Below are 14,729 nucleotides of genomic sequence, written 5' to 3'. Positions count from 1 at the left end.
TACTTTTCCTTCATTGGGTTTGTCAGACGCCGCTTAGCAGCGCGAACAGAACATAGGCTATAGGGGCAGCGAACACAATGGAGTCCAATCGGTCCATCACGCCACCATGTCCGGGCAGGATGCTGCTCATATCCTTGACACCAAGTTCACGCTTGACCATGGACTCCGCGAGGTCTCCAGCCGTTGCTGCGGCAACCATTCCCACGGCCAGCACAAGCCCCACCCACCATGGCTTGTCCAGCAGGAAGATGCAGGCCAGGACACCAATCAGCATGGCTCCGCCAACCGAACCCGCGAAGCCTTCCCACGACTTCTTGGGACTGATCTTGGGGGCCATGGGGTGCTTCCCGAAGGAGGCCCCCACAATGTAGCCGAACGTGTCATTCGAGACCACCAGGAGCAGCATCGAAGCGATCTGCCACGCGCCGTCGGGGATGCCATCCGGCCAGAAACCCACGGGCGTGGCACCACCGGTGGCATGGAGCGGCAAAGCCGCGAAACTGATGAGGAACGGAATCCACGCCAGAGTGAAAACTCCGGAAAAAACGCTGCGCGGCGCCCCGGTGGCGGTCTCAATGGAACGCCACAACAGAACAGCCACGGAGCTGGCCGTCATGGTGAACAGCAAACCTTCAAGTCCGCCGAAGTAGGCAGATACCGGCATCACCAGGCTGCCGATCATCACGGGGACGATCGGCATCCTGGTGCCCTGGGCCTCAAGGGCCCGGAAAACTTCCCACACGCCCAAAACCGCAAATGCGGTGGTGAGCAGGACGAACCCCAGCGGAAGGAACAGCAGCCCTCCCAGCACGGCCAGGAGCATGGAAAGCCCGACGCCGATGGCAGCCGGAAGATTGCGGCCGGCCTTGGGTGTGGGGTTCTCCCGCACACGCCTGGCGCGTTTGGGGGTGTCGCGTGTCGGGACCCGCTCAGCGGGCGCCGGCTCAGCCTGGTTCATCAGACCTCGAGCAGCTCGGCTTCCTTGCGCTTGAGCAATTCATCGATGCTGTCGACGTGCTGCTTGGTGAGGGCGTCGAGCTCCTTCTCAGCGCGCGCGCCTTCGTCCTCGCCTGCTTCGCCGTCCTTGACGAGCTTGTCCAAGGAGTCCTTTGCCTTGCGACGGATGCTGCGGATGGAGACCTTGGCGTCTTCACCCTTGCCCTTGACGATCTTCACGTACTCCTTGCGGCGCTCCTTGGTGAGCTCCGGGATGGTCACGCGAATGACGTTGCCGTCGTTGGACGGGTTGGCGCCAACCTCGGAGTCGCTCAGGGCCTTCTCGATGTCGCGCAACGCAGTCTTGTCGTAAGGGGTGATCAGGATGGTCCGGGCATCCGGCACACCGAACGAGGCCAGCTGCTGGAGCGGCGTAGGGGTGCCGTAGTACTCAACAATCACCTTGTTGTAGAGACCGGGGTTTGCCCGGCCCGTACGGATCGTGGCGAAATCGTCCTTGGCTACCTCAACCGCCTTGTCCATCTTCTCGCCGGCTTCGAGTAAGGTCTCTTCGATCACGGGTTTCTCCTCAGAAAATAGTTGCTGCCCAACTGCAGGCCGCAATGCACAGTAAAGATCCGCCACAAGGGCGGACGGTCCTAGAAATATCCTAGCCCTTGCTAGGGAGTAACCAGGGTTCCCAGCGTTTCGCCGAGGATGGCGCGGGTAACGTTGCCCTCACCTTCCATGCCAAAGACCACCATGGAGAGGTTGTTGTCCTTGCACATGGTCATCGCGGTCTGGTCCATGACACGGATGTCGCGGCGCAGTGCGTCGTCGTAGCTAAGGACGTCCAGCTTCTCGGCCTTGGGATCCTTCTTGGGATCAGCGGTGTAGACGCCGTCCACACCGCTCTTGGCCATGAGGACCACATCAGCGTGGACTTCGAGGGCGCGCTGTGCGGCCACTGTATCCGTGGAGAAGTAAGGCAGGCCTGCGCCTGCGCCGAAAATGACCACGCGGCCCTTTTCCATGTGGCGGATGGCACGGCGGGGAATGTAGGCCTCGGCAACCTGGCCCATGGTGATGGCGCTCTGGACACGGGTTTCAACGCCCGCCTGCTCCAGGAAGTCCTGCAGCGCGAGGCAGTTCATGACGGTGCCCAGCATGCCCATATAGTCGGCGCGGGAGCGGTCCATGCCGCTCTGCGACAGCTCGGCACCGCGGAAGAAGTTACCGCCACCAACAACGATGGCTACCTCAACATCGGAGACGGCTGCCGCGATCTGCTTGGCGATGGCCCGGACTGTTTCAGGATCGACGCCGAGCTTGCCGCCGCCGATGACTTCGCCGGAAAGTTTCAGAAGTACACGTCGGCGGGTCTTCTCGGGCTGGATTGCAGTGTTGACGGTTTCCATGGTGCCTCCCGTTGGTGGACTCTGGCTAGATTATCGTGCTGTGGGTCCGCGCAGATACTACCCGGACGGGTGCATGAAAAAGGGGCGGCCACCGAAGTGACCACCCCTTTTCATGAATTACTAGTTTCCTACGCGGAAACGGGTTACTGCAGTTGCCTTGACGCCGGCTTCTTCGAGGACCTGTGCAACGGTCTTCTTGGAATCCTTGGCGAATGCCTGGTCAACCAGAACTTCACCCTTGTAGAAGCCCGTGACGCGGCCTTCCACGATCTTCGAAAGAGCAGCTTCCGGCTTTCCTTCAGCCTTGGCGGTCTCTTCTGCGATGCGGCGCTCGGACTCGACCAGCTCGGCCGGGACGTCTTCGCGGGTCAGGTAGTTCGGGGCCATGGCTGCAACGTGAACAGCGATGTCGTGTGCGGCAGTGGCAGCGGCTTCGCCTTCACCGTCAACAGCGAACAGAACGCCAACCTGTGCAGGGAGGTCCTTGGACGTCTTGTGCAGGTAAGCGTCAACCGTGGTGCCCTCAACGCGGGAGATACGGCGGACAACAACCTTTTCGCCGAGGACAGCGCCCTCTTCGACGACAACCTCGGACAACGGCTTGCCGTCGACCTCGGTGGCCAGCAGGGTCTCGAGGTCGGCTGCGCCGGACTCGACTGCAACGTTGAGGACCTTGTCAGCCAGCTGGATGAACTTGTCAGCCTTGGCGACGAAGTCGGTCTCGCAGTTGACCTCGATCATTACGCCGACGCCGCCGTTGACCTTGGCAGCAACCAGGCCTTCAGCAGTGGAACGGCCTTCGCGCTTGGTAGCACCCTTGAGGCCCTTGATGCGGATGATCTCGATGGCCTTCTCAGCGTCACCGTTGGCTTCGTCAAGAGCCTTCTTGACGTCCATCATGCCGGCGCCGGTACGCTCGCGCAGGGCCTTGATGTCAGCAGCAGTGTAGTTCGCCATGTGAACCCCTCTGTCTAGAAATTTGTGTGTTTACGGACTGACAGGACGGCAGCCCACCGTGTGAGCCGCCATCCTGTCAGTTGCCCCCGATGCTGTTTCCGGCACCAGGGAAGGTCCAGATTTACTTGGCTTCAGCTTCGCCGGCTGCAGCTTCAGTTGCCTCGGGAGCCTCAGCTGCGGGAGCTTCTGCTGCCGGAGCCTCGGTTGCCGCTGCTTCTTCGGCCTTGCTGCCTTCGAGGAGCTCGCGCTCCCACTCGGCCAGCGGCTCTTCCGGAGCTTCGGTGGTGCCGGTTGCGCGCTGGTTACGGGCGATGAGGCCCTCAGCTACGGCGTCGGCAACAACGCGGGTGAGCAGGTTGACGGAGCGGATGGCGTCGTCGTTACCCGGGATCGGGAAGTCAACTTCGTCGGGATCGCAGTTGGTGTCCAGGATGGCAACAACCGGGATGTTCAGCTTCTTGGCTTCGTCAACAGCAAGGTGTTCCTTCTTGGTGTCAACAACCCACAGAACCGAGGGAGCCTTGGTCAGGTTGCGGATACCACCGAGGTTGGACTCAAGCTTGGTGAGTTCGCGCTTGAGGAGCAGGAGCTCCTTCTTGGTGTAAGCCGAGCCTGCGACGTCGTCGAAGTTGATCTCTTCGAGTTCCTTCATGCGCTGGATGCGCTTGGCGACGGTCTGGAAGTTGGTGAGCATACCGCCCAACCAACGCTGGTTGACGTACGGCTGGCCAACACGGGTAGCCTGCTCGGCAATTGCTTCCTGAGCCTGCTTCTTGGTGCCGACGAACAGGACGGTGCCGCCGTGGGCGACAGTAGCCTTGACGAACTCGTAGGCGCGGTCGATGTAGGACAGCGACTGCTGGAGGTCAATGATGTAGATGCCGTTGCGCTCCGTGAAGATGAAGCGCTTCATCTTCGGGTTCCAACGACGGGTCTGGTGTCCAAAGTGGACGCCGCTGTCAAGCAGCTGGCGCATAGTTACGACGGGCATGCCGACGCTCCTTCCGGCAGGTCATTCATGAGAGAGCCCATGGGGCTGCTCTTACCCTGCCAATAGTTGACGGTTGTTTAGCCTTTGCCCGGACGGGCGCGGCTCCTGGCATCCATTGCGCTTCTCATCCGGTGGAAGCCTGGGCTCAGCCGGACCGCAAGAGGCACAATCCTCCGCAGCCTGAAGCCATGAGGCTTCGCTGGTGGAGGGCTGGATACGCGTAGTCAGCCTGGGGCCCCCGCATATCTGAATGAGACATGCTCCTGAACAAGCCTGAGGGCACAGCAAACTGCTCCACCAAGTGTACTACAGCGGCCCCACCGGTTTGACCGCTCACCACCAGCCGTTGTCCACATACGGAGGCCTGGGGATCGATCCATCCAAAGCTCTCCATGAGGCTGGGTTCATGACCCTTTTGAAGGCCCTGCTGGCCACCACTGCTGCCCTCGCTGTCATGGGTGCCACCGCAAGTACTCCGGCGCCGGCCAGCCCGCACTGGAGCTGGCCCCTCTCCCCTAAACCATCCGTCCTGCGGACGTTCGATCCGCCGGACAAGCCATGGCTCAGCGGGCATCGCGGTGTGGACTTGGGACCAGCGGCCGACGGCGGCCCGGTCACCGCGCCGTCCGACGGTGTGGTGACCTTTGCCGGCGTCGTCGTGGACCGCCCCGTCATCACGATCGATCAAGGCAACGGCCTGCGGAGCAGTTTCGAGCCGGTGGCCAGTGGACTGAAGCCCGGGGATGCAGTCAGGAAGGGCCAGGTCCTGGGTTCGCTTGAGCCGGGTCATTGCGGCAGCACTACGTGCTTGCACTGGGGCGTGAGGCGGGGCGATGACTACGTCAATCCCCTGGGATTCCTGGCGGACATGCGGCCGTCCGTCCTGCTTCCACTGGAGTGATTCCCCCTGGCAGAGTCCACCGTGCTGCTTCCCGGCCCATCAGCGCACTTGCCAGACCGGCCCATCAGCGCACTTTCTAGACGATCGCCGAAACCCCGGTGATGGCGCGGCCGGTGACCAAGGTATTGATCTCATGGGTGCCCTCATAGGAATAGATGGCCTCTGCATCAGAGAAAATCTTCGCCATGCCGTAATCGGTGACGATTCCGTTGCCGCCCAGGATGCTGCGACCCAACGCGACACTTTCACGCATGCGGGCGGTGGTGAAGGCCTTGGCAAGGGCCGATTGTTCGTCCTTGGCAACGCCTGCGTCCTCAAGCTGGGCCAAGCGGACCATCATGCCCATGGACGCCACGGTGTTCCCAAGGATCTGCACCAACTGGTTCTGCACCAGCTGGAACGCCGCCAGAGGCCTGCCAAACTGCTGGCGCTCCACGGCATAGCTGCGGGCGACGTCGAAAGCGGCCATCTGAAGCCCAACAGCCTGCCAAGCCACGGCCAGGCGAGTGACTTTGAGGACCTTGTTGGTGTCACGGAAGCTGTTGCCGTTGGCCAGCTTGAAGAAGTCCGGCACCACCACGTTGTCCAGGGTGATGTCCGCGTTCTGCACGGTGCGCAAGGAGATCTTGTTCTCGATCTTGCTGGCGGAGTATCCCGGAAGGGAGGTGTCCACCAGGAACGCTTTGACCTGGTTGTCGGCGACGTCCTTGGCGTAGATGACCACCCAATCGGAGAACGTGGCGTTGCCGATCCATCGCTTGGCACCGTTGAGGATCCAGTTGTTGCCATCGCGCCGGGCCGTGGTGCGCGTGCCCCCGGCAACATCCGAACCTCCCAGTGGTTCGGTCAGGCCAAAGGCGCCGATCTTCTTCAGGGAGTAGATGTCCGGCAACCAAGCGTCCTTCTGCTCCTGCGACGCAAGCGCCTCGATGGAGCCTGTGAAAAGGCCGTCGTGAACGCCCATGAACGTGGCGATGGACGCATCCGCGCGGGTCACCTCCGCGTGGAGCATTCCAGCGAAGAGGTTGGAGTAGCCCTGCCGGCGGACCGGGCTCACCAGATCGAGCTCGCCAAGCTTGGGAATGAGGTCCATGGGGAATTCGCCACGGTTCCAGCAGTCCACCGCGATGGGCTTGACCTCACGGGCCAGGAAGTCGCGGACCTCAGCCAAGCGGTCCTGCTCTTTGCCGGTCAGCATCTGCTCGAAGGCGTAGAAGTCACCGTCGGCATAGGGAAGGGTGGTGGCGTCGAATGCAGCGTTGGACATGTTCGCTCCTTCAAGGGTGGTCACCTGCGACCAAGACTAAGTTACTGATGAGTAACATACCGCACTTGGGAGGGAACACAAAAGAGCCGTGGCCGACAATCCAGGATTGTCGGCCACGGCTCCTGCCATGAAATGTAGGGCTACTCGGACTTGAACCGAGGACCTTAGGATTATGAGTCCCGCGCTCTAACCAGCTGAGCTATAGCCCCGTAAAACCCGGATCAGCCACCGTAAGGCAGCGGTCCCGGGCAAAGCACTCTAGCAATACTAATGGCTTCGAGTGAGTGCTTTGGTCACACCACCTTGTCCTCGTAGGAAGCTCCGCGGTAGAGGTCCTCAAACGTCTGGAGTGTGCCGTTGATGCTGTGCGGCTCCACCATTTCGCGGCTCAGCTTGCCCATGGCTTCCAACTCGTCCTTGGGCAACTCCACCAGCTGGGTGATCCTGGCAGCGAGTTCGGTGCTGTCGTTGGGCGTGAAGAGGTAGCCGTTTTCGCCGTCACGCACCAGGTGCGGCAGGGCCATCGCGTTGGCGAGCAGCACGGGCGTGGAGGCGGACATGGCCTCCAGCGTCACCAAGGACTGGAGTTCGGCTGTGCCGGGCATGCAGAAGATGTCAGCCTTGATGTAGGCCTCACGCAAATCCTCGTCACTCGCCAGGCCCAGGAACTTCACGCGATCCTCCAAACCAAGCCTGGCCACCTGGGCCTCGAGGGCCGGACGGACTTCCCCGCCTCCCACGACCTCCAGGTGTACATTCAAGGCGCGCGGCGTCTTGGCCACGGCGTCGATCAGGACGTCGACGTGCTTCTCTTCAGCGAGTCGCCCCGCGAAAAGAACCGTGGGGTTGCTGTGCGGTTCGATGCTTTCACCGGGCTGCAGTTCGTAGGCCGCTGAATCGATGCCATTGGACAAGGGCAGTACTTTGCGCAGGAACGCGTGCTGGTGCATGGCTTTTGCCGCAAGCGGCGTGGGCGTGGTGACGACGTCGGCCTGGCCCATGACCTTGCCCATGTCCTTCCAGGAGATGCGGCCCACGATGCCCTTGAACCACTGCGGGAAAGGCAGGAAGGGGTTCAGGTTCTCCGGCATGAAGTGGTTGGTGGCCACAACCCGGATGCCACGCTTTACGGCCTCATAAAGGACGTGCTCGCCAATCATGTAGTGGCTCTGGATGTGGACAACGTCGGGCTGGACCTTGTCGAACAGCAGGCTGATTTCCTTCTTGATTTCCCACGGGAAACAGATGCGGAAGTACTCGTGGGTGAAGACGCCATGGGAGCGGAGGCGGTGGACGGTGGCTTCGTCGCGGAACTCGGTGTAGCTCTTGCCCGTGTCTGGCCGGCAAGCCAACACGTGCACGTTGTGGCCACGTGCCGTCATCCCCTTGGCCAGGCGGTAACCGAACTGGGCGGCTCCGTTGACGTGCGGCGGGTAGGTATCCGCGGCAATCAGGATGGTGAGGGGCTTGTTGGTGTCGGGAATGGTCACGTGGAGAACTCCTGATGGTCACGGTGCGGACAGCGTTGCTTGTGGCAATGCTGCGGTGTCGCCGGGTTGCCGACCGCAGAACGGTGGCGCAAGGTAAAGATTTGCCCTAGGCCTTACGGCTGGCTGCCGCCTTCGCGTCCTTCTTGCGTTTGGTGACTTCCGGATGGTGCCGGCTCAGGGCAATAACCCCCACGATAGCAAGCGTAGCGGCCGCGGCCATGGCGATCGCCATCACGGCATGCACATCGGGACGAAGCTCACCAAGGATGACGATGCCGATAGCGATGCCCACCATGGGGTCGATGACGGTCAGGCCGGCGATCACCAGATCAGGCGGCCCTCCGGAGTAGGCACTCTGGACGAACCAGGAGCCCAGCCCGCCAGCGGCAACGATGGCGATCAGGGTGTACCACTGGACGTTGAGCAGGAACAGCCCGTTGGGATCGAGCAGGTGCTTGCCGATGATGCGGGTGAGCACAGCCACGAATCCAAACAGGACACCGGCACCCAGGATGTAGATGAAGGCACTCATCCGGTGCTTGAACAGGACGGCCAATGTCCCAAAAAGCCCCACTGCCAGGGCAAGCAGCAGGACAATCGTCAGCTCGTCCTCGCTGTTGACATGGTGGTTCTCCTGGGTGACGTTGACGGCGAGCAACACAAACAACGCCGAACCCGTGACGCAGGCGCTGATGGCCACCACCGTGGCGCGGTTGATGCTCAGTCCCTGGTCCTTGGCGTTAACCACCGTGGTGATCACCAGAGCGATGGCACCAATGGGTTGGACCACGGTGAGGGGTGCGGACACCAGGGCAATGGCGTTCATCACCATTCCGAGGGCAAGGAACAAAAGGCCGAGCATCCACCGCGGATTACGCAGGAGCCGGAGGAAGCCGTTGGAGCTCAGTGCCAGCCCACCGGTATCGGCTTTGACCGCGCTGCCCTGCCGCTGCGCCCCGATGGCGAGGAAGAAGGCACCAAGTACCGCCAGGAAGACCGCAAGCCAGACCATCAGGCGTGTCCGCCGTCGTCGGATTTCAATTCTTTACCCTTACGCAAGATGGCCCAGAAGTAGTTGTACGCCGCAATCCAGTGGCCAAGAAGGCCCAATCCAAGGAATGTCCATGCGGCCACGAAGTACACCTCGGTGAACGGAATCGGCAGCTTGGACAGGACCAGCAGCGGCGTGCCAACCAGCAGCAGAGCCGTGCGGATTTTTCCGATGATGCTCACAGGAAGGTCCGGGTGGCTCCGGAAGTAGATCAGGGATGCAATGGCCAGGATCGCGTCCGGCACCAACAGCGCGGCGAGGTACCACCACTGCACGACGCCGGCAATCGCCAAGGTGAAGGCGACAGCCAGGAGCGCGGCCCTGTCCGCCATCGGATCGAGGATCCTGCCCAGCTTGGAGGTCTGGTCGAAACGCCGGGCGATGTAGCCGTCCACCCAGTCGGTACTTCCCATGATGACGAGCACCAGGACCGCGAAGCCGTATTCCTGTTCAGACAAGACCAGCCACACGAAAAGCGGTACGCCCATGAAACGCAGGACGGTGAGGATGTTGGGAACGGTGAAGATAAGGTCATGGTCAACCTGTGGCCGGTCGGGATGCGATCCAGCACCGATCAATCTCATGTGTCCCCCCTTCCTCGTTTCAGTGTTTCTTGCTGCTGCCGGACGCTACTTCTTCAGCAACTTCCGCAGTGCCACAACGAACACCACGGCAGCGGCGGCAAATGCAGCGAGGTCCTTCCAACGCGCCGCAAGGCGCTCCGAAAGGCTGTCCGGCACGGAGTCCCCGAGGTCTGCGAGTTTGGCGGCGGCGAATTCCTTGCCCTCCTGGAACTTGCCGTTGGCGCTGTCCAGCAACGCCTGTCCTTGCTTCTTCACGTCCAGCTGCTCGCCAAGTTCGTCACGGACTCCAGTCAGGTGTTCGCGGCGCCTCTTCAGGCGGGAGCGAAGTTCGGCTTCCGTGGGCGCCTTGACGGCGTCGGCTTCCTTTGCGGCTTCCTTCGCAGCTTTCTCCGCCTTGGCCTTCTCCGCTGCAGCTTCCTTCTCGGCCTTGGCAGCCTTGGCAGCGGGTGAGTTCGGATCCAGGATGGACTCGTCGAAGGCAGAGCCCTCCTTGGCGATTCCAAGATCGTGCTTGATGCCACGGATGGTGTCCTCCGGGACCAAGGGCATGGCCTTCTTGAACTTGGCGATGCCTATCAGGGATCCGACGGCCACCACCAGCAAGAAGAACGCAGCGACGATCAGCGCGGCGAGCCAGCCAGGCATGATGGTGGCCAGCCCCAGAATCGCCGCGACAACCAGCGCGATGACCAGCAGCGAGAGGAAGACCAGGGCCACGCCGAAGAAGGCACCTGCTACGCCAACCTGGGTGGCCTTGCGCTTGAGTTCCACCTTGGCCAAGGCGATTTCGTCGTTGATTTGCCTCGGGGCCAACCGCGCAACGAGCTTGAGGGTCTTCGGCAAAGTACGAATGGCTGGTCCTTGACTGGTCCGGCCGGTGTGACGTCCACTCATGGGTTCCGCCTAACTGCTTTCCTCTGGGCATCGTGTCGGGCGAACGCAGGCTGAAATCTACAGCCGCGGACACCTGTCCTCAAAGCTATCATTCAGGTTCCTGCTGAACTTTCGGGACTGCACTGCGGCGCGCCTGTCATACGCCGAATAAATATGATCTGGGCCATAGGATAGATGATCGTGACCTCTCCCATTGCTCCGGGCGATTCCCTGAGCCGACGCGAAAAACTTGTCTACATTCTCCTGCTGGGTGCCTTGACTGCCCTGGGTCCCTTCACCATTGATCTCTACCTTCCGGCCTTCCCTGCGCTGGAAGAGAGCTTCGATGTCTCAGCAGCTGCCATCCAGCTCACCCTGACCGGTACCACCGTTGGCTTCGGTCTTGGCCAGTTGGTGGTGGGACCCTTCAGCGACAAGGTGGGACGCCGATTGCCGCTCATCCTTGCCACGGCAGTCCACATCGGTTCGTCACTGGGTGCTGCGTTGGCAACGGACATTGGGATGCTTTCACTCTTCCGCGTCCTGATGGGAATCGGCGCTGCCGGAGGCGGTGTGGTGGCGATGGCCATGGTGCGTGACCTCTTCCACGGCTACTCCATGGTGCGGATGTTCTCGCGGATGTCACTGGTCAACGGGCTGGCCCCCATCCTGGCTCCCGTCATCGGGTCGCAGTTGCTGTTGGCCTTCCCGTGGCCCGGCATTTTCTACTTCCTGGCCGGCTACGGCCTGCTGGTGATCCTTGCGTCCGTCTTCTTCATCAAGGAAACACTTCCGGCGGACCAGAGGGGCAAGTCCACCGTCACAGTGGCGCAACGCTACAAAACCGTCCTGACGGACAGGATCTTCGTTGGCATGGTACTGGTGGGAAGCCTGAACTTCGGCGGATTGTTCGCCTACCTGTCGGCGTCCACTTTCCTCTTCCAGGACGTCTATGGGTTCTCGCCACAGGAGTACGGCATCCTGTTCGGGATCAATTCACTGGGCATCGTGGCAGGCGTCCAAATCAGCTCGCGCCTGATCAGGCGGGTGGCCCCGCAATGGATCGTGGCAGGGGCAACGCTCTTCATGGTGCTCATGGCCGCCCTGATCGTCGTTCTGGACGTGTTCCATGTGGGTCTCTGGGGCATTCTCCTTCCGCTGTGGTTCTACATTTGTGCAACGGGCTTCATGTTCCCCTGCGTTCAGGTCCTGTCCCTGGCGAACCACGGGGCACAGGCCGGCACCGCTGCATCGCTCCTGGGTGCGTCCCAATTCATGATGGCCGGCATTGTCCCGCCGGTGGTGGGTTGGCTCGGCGTCAAGTCCGCCGTCCCCATGGGCTCGGTCATGGCCGTCTGCATCATCGGGGCGATTATTGCCCTCTGGCTGGTGGTCCGGCCCAGGTCCGTTCCGTCCATCCATTAGGACCGTCCACGTAGGCTGACACCATGACCAAGAAACCGCACCGCAACGGCAGGGGCCTCTTCCTGGGAGCCTTGCTGGGTGCCATCGCCGGGGCCCTGCTGGGACGCGCTGCGGGAAGTGCCCTTTTTGGAGCGATTCTGGGGGCGGTGATCGGGGCTGCGGTGCTGTACCGCGTCAACCCTGGCCCCTGGAACCGGGACTAAGCCGCGCTCCACGGGCGACGCGCCGTCGTCGCAAGTCCTTGGCCCCTCCCCTAACGGCGCACTGCAAGGCAGAATGGTGGCCAGCCGGGGTAACCGGCGCTTGAACGGTGAAGGGGACATCACATGAGCACGGCTGTGGAATTTCGGGGTACTACGCGCGGCCTGGCAACCGTGCGGAGGCTCCCGCTGACGCTGGTCCTGGTGCTTCTGCTGTGGGTCCTCGGCGCCGCCACCGGGAGCCTGCTCAACGGCCCAAGCGAGACGCTGCTGGACCAGGTGGGCCTTGGCCTGGCGGTAGAGCCGGGACCGTGGTGGTCGTCCTTCACGTCTGCCTTCTTTGCCTCCTCCCTGCTCGACTATGTGGCCTGCACGGCCGTCATCCTGGTGGGGGTCGGCATCGCCGAACGCCTCGTGGGTCCGTGGCTGGCCCTCGCTGCCTTCGTCGCAGGCTCCGCCCTCAGCGCTTTGGTTCTGATTGCCCTGGTGGCCTTCGGAACTGACAACAGCGACCAATGGCTCAGTTTCCTTGGCGGAGAGTACGTCGTGGGCGCCTACGGCGGTGCGGCGGCCGCTTTGGGATACGCGACGGCGGCCCTTGAGTCATTATGGCGCCGGCGCCTGAGGACGTGGCTGCTGGCCGCGACGCTGATGTTCGCACTGTTTGTTGGAGTGGCCCAAACCCTCCAGGCACTTGCAGGGGCCGTCATTGGCATGCTGGCGGGTTGGTCCGTCCAGGCACTGGTGCTGCGTCGTCAGGCGGGATCACTGCATTCGTCCAGCCTTCGTGAGACGCGGTTCCTGGTGGGCACTGTGGTGGGCGTCTTCGCCGTCGGGCCCTTACTCACCCAGCTCACGGGCACCTGGGAAATCGGCCCGCTTTCGATTGTCTCGGAGGTCATGCTCCAGGCCAGCCCGGACGTCGATGAGGTCAAGGAAGCATGCAATAACGACACGAACTGCGTCACCTTGCAGGGCGTAGTGGGGGTGCAGAGTTTTGGTGCAGCGATCCTTACCGTGATTCCCGTCTTGTTGCTGCTGGTGTGTGCCGAAGGACTCCGGCGTGGCCGCCGGCTGGCGTACCGCCTGACCCTGGTCATCCAGATCTACCTGGCGGCCGTCACCGTGCTGTCCCTTCTCCAGTACGCCACCGACCCCGACGTCACGTTGGGCGACGACGACTTCGGGTACCTGCTCTTGTACGCAGTCCCGGCAGTCCTGGCTCCCGTCATTATCGTGGCGTTGCTCCTGGTAAACCGGCACAAGTTCCGGGTGGAGTCCAGCGATGCCGGTTACCGCATGTTGGGCCGGACATCGCTGATTCTGGCCGTCGCCGCCGTGCTGCTCTACGTGGTGTGCTGGTTCCTCGAAGGAAATCCCGGCCGCTCCACGCTGTGGGACCTTGCCGGCCAGTTGACGCATATCCTGGTCCCCTTCCCGGTTCCCTTCGTTGTGGCGCTCCCCCAAGGCCTGCTGAGTACAGTGCTGTACGGACTGGGCGGGGACGTCATCTGGCTCTGCATCCTGGTGTTGGTGCTGAACAACTTCCGGCGCTTCCGGATGCTTGCCAGCGATCCGGCCGCGGACCTGGGCCACACCCGGGAGCTGCTGCACGACGGCGGCGGCACGTTGTCCTGGATGGCTTTATGGGACAACAACCAGTACTGGTTCAGCCAGGACCGGAAGGCCGGTATTGCGTACCAGGTCCACAACGGTGTGGCCCTGACTGTGGCCGGCCCGTTTGGTGCCGCGGAGTACCACGGCAACGCCGCCACGGACTTCCTGAAGCATTGCGCCAGCCTGGGGCTCATCCCCTGCTTCTACTCGGCTACCGCGGACCTGGACGCCGCGCTTCTCCCCCGGGGCTTCCGCAAATTGGAGGTTGCCGAAGAGACCCTGCTCAACGTCCAGGCCATGACGTTCAAGGGCAAGGAGTGGCAGAACGTCCGCACCGCCCTGAACCGGGCAGACAAGCTGTCCATCAAGGACCACTGGTACTCCTACCCGGAAATGCCGCCGGGCATCAGGGCCCAGTTGGCCGAAATCTCGGAAGAATGGGTGGCGGATAAAGCCCTCCCGGAGATGGGCTTCACCCTGGGTGGCTTGAACGAATTGAAGGATCCTGAGGTCCTTTGCTGCGTGGCGGTGGATGACGACGGTTTGGTCCACGGCGTGACCAGTTGGCTGCCCGTCTTCACCCGGGGTGTCATCTCCGGCTGGACCTTGGACTTCATGCGCCGCCGCACCACCGGGTTCAAGGGAGTCATGGAATTCCTGATCGCTTCTGCGGTAACCCACTTCAAGGAAGAAGTTCCGCAGATCTCCCTGTCCGGGTCTCCGCTGGCCAATGCCGGGGCCGACGGCGGCGAGGGCGACAGGAGCTCCCTGGACCGCGTGCTGGCCCTGCTGGGCAATGCCTTGGAACCCATGTATGGCTTCAAGTCATTGGCTGCATTCAAGTCACGGTTCCAACCGGAGCACCGGACGTTATACATGTACTACCAGGACCCACTGGCTCTGCCCTCCATCGGCATTGCCGTCGGCTCGGCCTACCTTCCCGGCCTGTCCCCGGCACAAAGCGCCGGCCTGCTGCGGCAGATGGTAGCCAGGGAACCTGCCGCATGATCCCGGAAGGT

At 62.2% G+C, this 14,729-nt stretch carries 14 protein-coding genes and 1 tRNA gene; 4 read left to right on the top strand and 11 right to left on the bottom strand.

Annotated elements, in window-relative coordinates; all coding sequences use genetic code 11:
- Positions 1 to 22: 22 nt before the first annotated feature.
- From BLW08_RS02785 to rpsB, 5 genes are all read right to left on the bottom strand, one after another.
- Positions 23 to 958: a phosphatidate cytidylyltransferase gene (locus BLW08_RS02785; RefSeq protein ID WP_091323240.1), complete on the bottom strand. Its 936-nt coding sequence runs from the start codon at positions 956 to 958 to the stop codon at positions 23 to 25.
- A complete protein-coding gene (frr, locus tag BLW08_RS02780; RefSeq protein ID WP_090819256.1) occupies positions 958 to 1,515 on the bottom strand; it encodes a ribosome recycling factor in 558 nt (185 codons plus the stop codon). Before frr ends, BLW08_RS02785 begins: the two co-directional genes overlap by 1 nt.
- 101 nt (positions 1,516 to 1,616) lie before the next feature.
- On the bottom strand, positions 1,617 to 2,354 hold the full coding sequence (gene pyrH / locus BLW08_RS02775; protein ID WP_091323238.1) for a UMP kinase: 738 nt from the start codon (positions 2,352 to 2,354) through the stop codon (positions 1,617 to 1,619).
- A 120-nt stretch (positions 2,355 to 2,474) separates the two neighbouring features.
- Positions 2,475 to 3,311: a translation elongation factor Ts gene (gene tsf, locus BLW08_RS02770; protein WP_011774217.1), complete on the bottom strand. Its 837-nt coding sequence runs from the start codon at positions 3,309 to 3,311 to the stop codon at positions 2,475 to 2,477.
- Positions 3,312 to 3,432: 121 nt separating this feature from the next.
- Positions 3,433 to 4,302: a 30S ribosomal protein S2 gene (rpsB, locus tag BLW08_RS02765; protein ID WP_090819258.1), complete on the bottom strand. Its 870-nt coding sequence runs from the start codon at positions 4,300 to 4,302 to the stop codon at positions 3,433 to 3,435.
- A gap of 406 nt (positions 4,303 to 4,708) precedes the next feature.
- On the opposite strand from rpsB, the gene BLW08_RS02760 reads away from it, so the two are divergent.
- Positions 4,709 to 5,203, top strand: a complete 495-nt coding sequence (locus BLW08_RS02760; RefSeq protein ID WP_091323316.1) for a M23 family metallopeptidase — start codon at positions 4,709 to 4,711, stop codon at positions 5,201 to 5,203.
- Positions 5,204 to 5,279: 76 nt separating this feature from the next.
- Here BLW08_RS02760 and BLW08_RS02755 read toward each other — a convergent pair whose 3' ends face one another.
- The 6 genes from BLW08_RS02755 to BLW08_RS02730 form a co-directional block, all read right to left on the bottom strand.
- On the bottom strand, positions 5,280 to 6,470 hold the full coding sequence (locus BLW08_RS02755) for an acyl-CoA dehydrogenase family protein (RefSeq protein WP_090819264.1): 1,191 nt from the start codon (positions 6,468 to 6,470) through the stop codon (positions 5,280 to 5,282).
- 135 nt (positions 6,471 to 6,605) lie between these two features.
- Positions 6,606 to 6,679, bottom strand: a tRNA-Ile gene (locus tag BLW08_RS02750).
- A gap of 84 nt (positions 6,680 to 6,763) precedes the next feature.
- Positions 6,764 to 7,960: a glycosyltransferase gene (locus tag BLW08_RS02745; protein WP_091323235.1), complete on the bottom strand. Its 1,197-nt coding sequence runs from the start codon at positions 7,958 to 7,960 to the stop codon at positions 6,764 to 6,766.
- Between the two features lie 106 nt (positions 7,961 to 8,066).
- The gene (locus tag BLW08_RS02740; RefSeq protein WP_091323234.1) at positions 8,067 to 8,972 is read right to left on the bottom strand and encodes a DMT family transporter; all 906 of its coding nucleotides are present in this window, start codon (positions 8,970 to 8,972) and stop codon (positions 8,067 to 8,069) included.
- Positions 8,972 to 9,595 (bottom strand): CDP-alcohol phosphatidyltransferase family protein, encoded by a 624-nt coding sequence (locus tag BLW08_RS02735; protein WP_090819274.1) that lies wholly within the window; start codon positions 9,593 to 9,595, stop codon positions 8,972 to 8,974. The genes BLW08_RS02740 and BLW08_RS02735 overlap by 1 nt, the downstream gene beginning before the upstream one ends.
- Before the next feature lie 45 nt (positions 9,596 to 9,640).
- Positions 9,641 to 10,489, bottom strand: a complete 849-nt coding sequence (locus tag BLW08_RS02730; RefSeq protein WP_091323232.1) for a phage holin family protein — start codon at positions 10,487 to 10,489, stop codon at positions 9,641 to 9,643.
- Between the two features lie 174 nt (positions 10,490 to 10,663).
- Here BLW08_RS02730 and BLW08_RS02725 point away from each other — a divergent pair, with 174 nt between their 5' ends.
- From BLW08_RS02725 to BLW08_RS02715, 3 genes are all read left to right on the top strand, one after another.
- Positions 10,664 to 11,893, top strand: a complete 1,230-nt coding sequence (locus BLW08_RS02725) for a multidrug effflux MFS transporter (protein ID WP_091323230.1) — start codon at positions 10,664 to 10,666, stop codon at positions 11,891 to 11,893.
- Between the two features lie 23 nt (positions 11,894 to 11,916).
- Positions 11,917 to 12,096 carry a glycine zipper domain-containing protein gene (locus tag BLW08_RS02720; protein ID WP_090819282.1) on the top strand — a complete coding sequence of 60 codons (180 nt, stop codon included), beginning with the start codon at positions 11,917 to 11,919 and terminating at the stop codon, positions 12,094 to 12,096.
- Between the two features lie 123 nt (positions 12,097 to 12,219).
- On the top strand, positions 12,220 to 14,718 hold the full coding sequence (locus BLW08_RS02715) for a bifunctional lysylphosphatidylglycerol flippase/synthetase MprF (protein ID WP_091323228.1): 2,499 nt from the start codon (positions 12,220 to 12,222) through the stop codon (positions 14,716 to 14,718).
- The last annotated feature ends 11 nt before the right edge of the window (positions 14,719 to 14,729 follow it).

Source organism: Arthrobacter sp. cf158 (assembly GCF_900106835.1).
Lineage (GTDB): Bacteria > Actinomycetota > Actinomycetes > Actinomycetales > Micrococcaceae > Arthrobacter.
The sequence above is the reverse complement of the archived record's forward strand: the minus strand, read 5'-3'. Positions and strand labels throughout refer to the sequence as shown.

What these genes read in the sequence shown, in the direction of transcription:
- BLW08_RS02785 (WP_091323240.1), bottom strand. Translation starts at nt 958, where the DNA reads ATGAACCAGGCTGAGCCGGCGCCCGCTGAGCGGGTCCCGACACGCGAC.
- pyrH (WP_091323238.1), bottom strand. Translation starts at nt 2,354, where the DNA reads ATGGAAACCGTCAACACTGCAATCCAGCCCGAGAAGACCCGCCGACGT.
- tsf (WP_011774217.1), bottom strand. Translation starts at nt 3,311, where the DNA reads ATGGCGAACTACACTGCTGCTGACATCAAGGCCCTGCGCGAGCGTACC.
- rpsB (WP_090819258.1), bottom strand. Translation starts at nt 4,302, where the DNA reads ATGCCCGTCGTAACTATGCGCCAGCTGCTTGACAGCGGCGTCCACTTT.
- BLW08_RS02760 (WP_091323316.1), top strand. Translation starts at nt 4,709, where the DNA reads ATGACCCTTTTGAAGGCCCTGCTGGCCACCACTGCTGCCCTCGCTGTC.
- BLW08_RS02755 (WP_090819264.1), bottom strand. Translation starts at nt 6,470, where the DNA reads ATGTCCAACGCTGCATTCGACGCCACCACCCTTCCCTATGCCGACGGT.
- BLW08_RS02740 (WP_091323234.1), bottom strand. Translation starts at nt 8,972, where the DNA reads ATGGTCTGGCTTGCGGTCTTCCTGGCGGTACTTGGTGCCTTCTTCCTC.
- BLW08_RS02735 (WP_090819274.1), bottom strand. Translation starts at nt 9,595, where the DNA reads ATGAGATTGATCGGTGCTGGATCGCATCCCGACCGGCCACAGGTTGAC.
- BLW08_RS02730 (WP_091323232.1), bottom strand. Translation starts at nt 10,489, where the DNA reads ATGAGTGGACGTCACACCGGCCGGACCAGTCAAGGACCAGCCATTCGT.
- BLW08_RS02725 (WP_091323230.1), top strand. Translation starts at nt 10,664, where the DNA reads ATGATCGTGACCTCTCCCATTGCTCCGGGCGATTCCCTGAGCCGACGC.
- BLW08_RS02720 (WP_090819282.1), top strand. Translation starts at nt 11,917, where the DNA reads ATGACCAAGAAACCGCACCGCAACGGCAGGGGCCTCTTCCTGGGAGCC.
- BLW08_RS02715 (WP_091323228.1), top strand. Translation starts at nt 12,220, where the DNA reads ATGAGCACGGCTGTGGAATTTCGGGGTACTACGCGCGGCCTGGCAACC.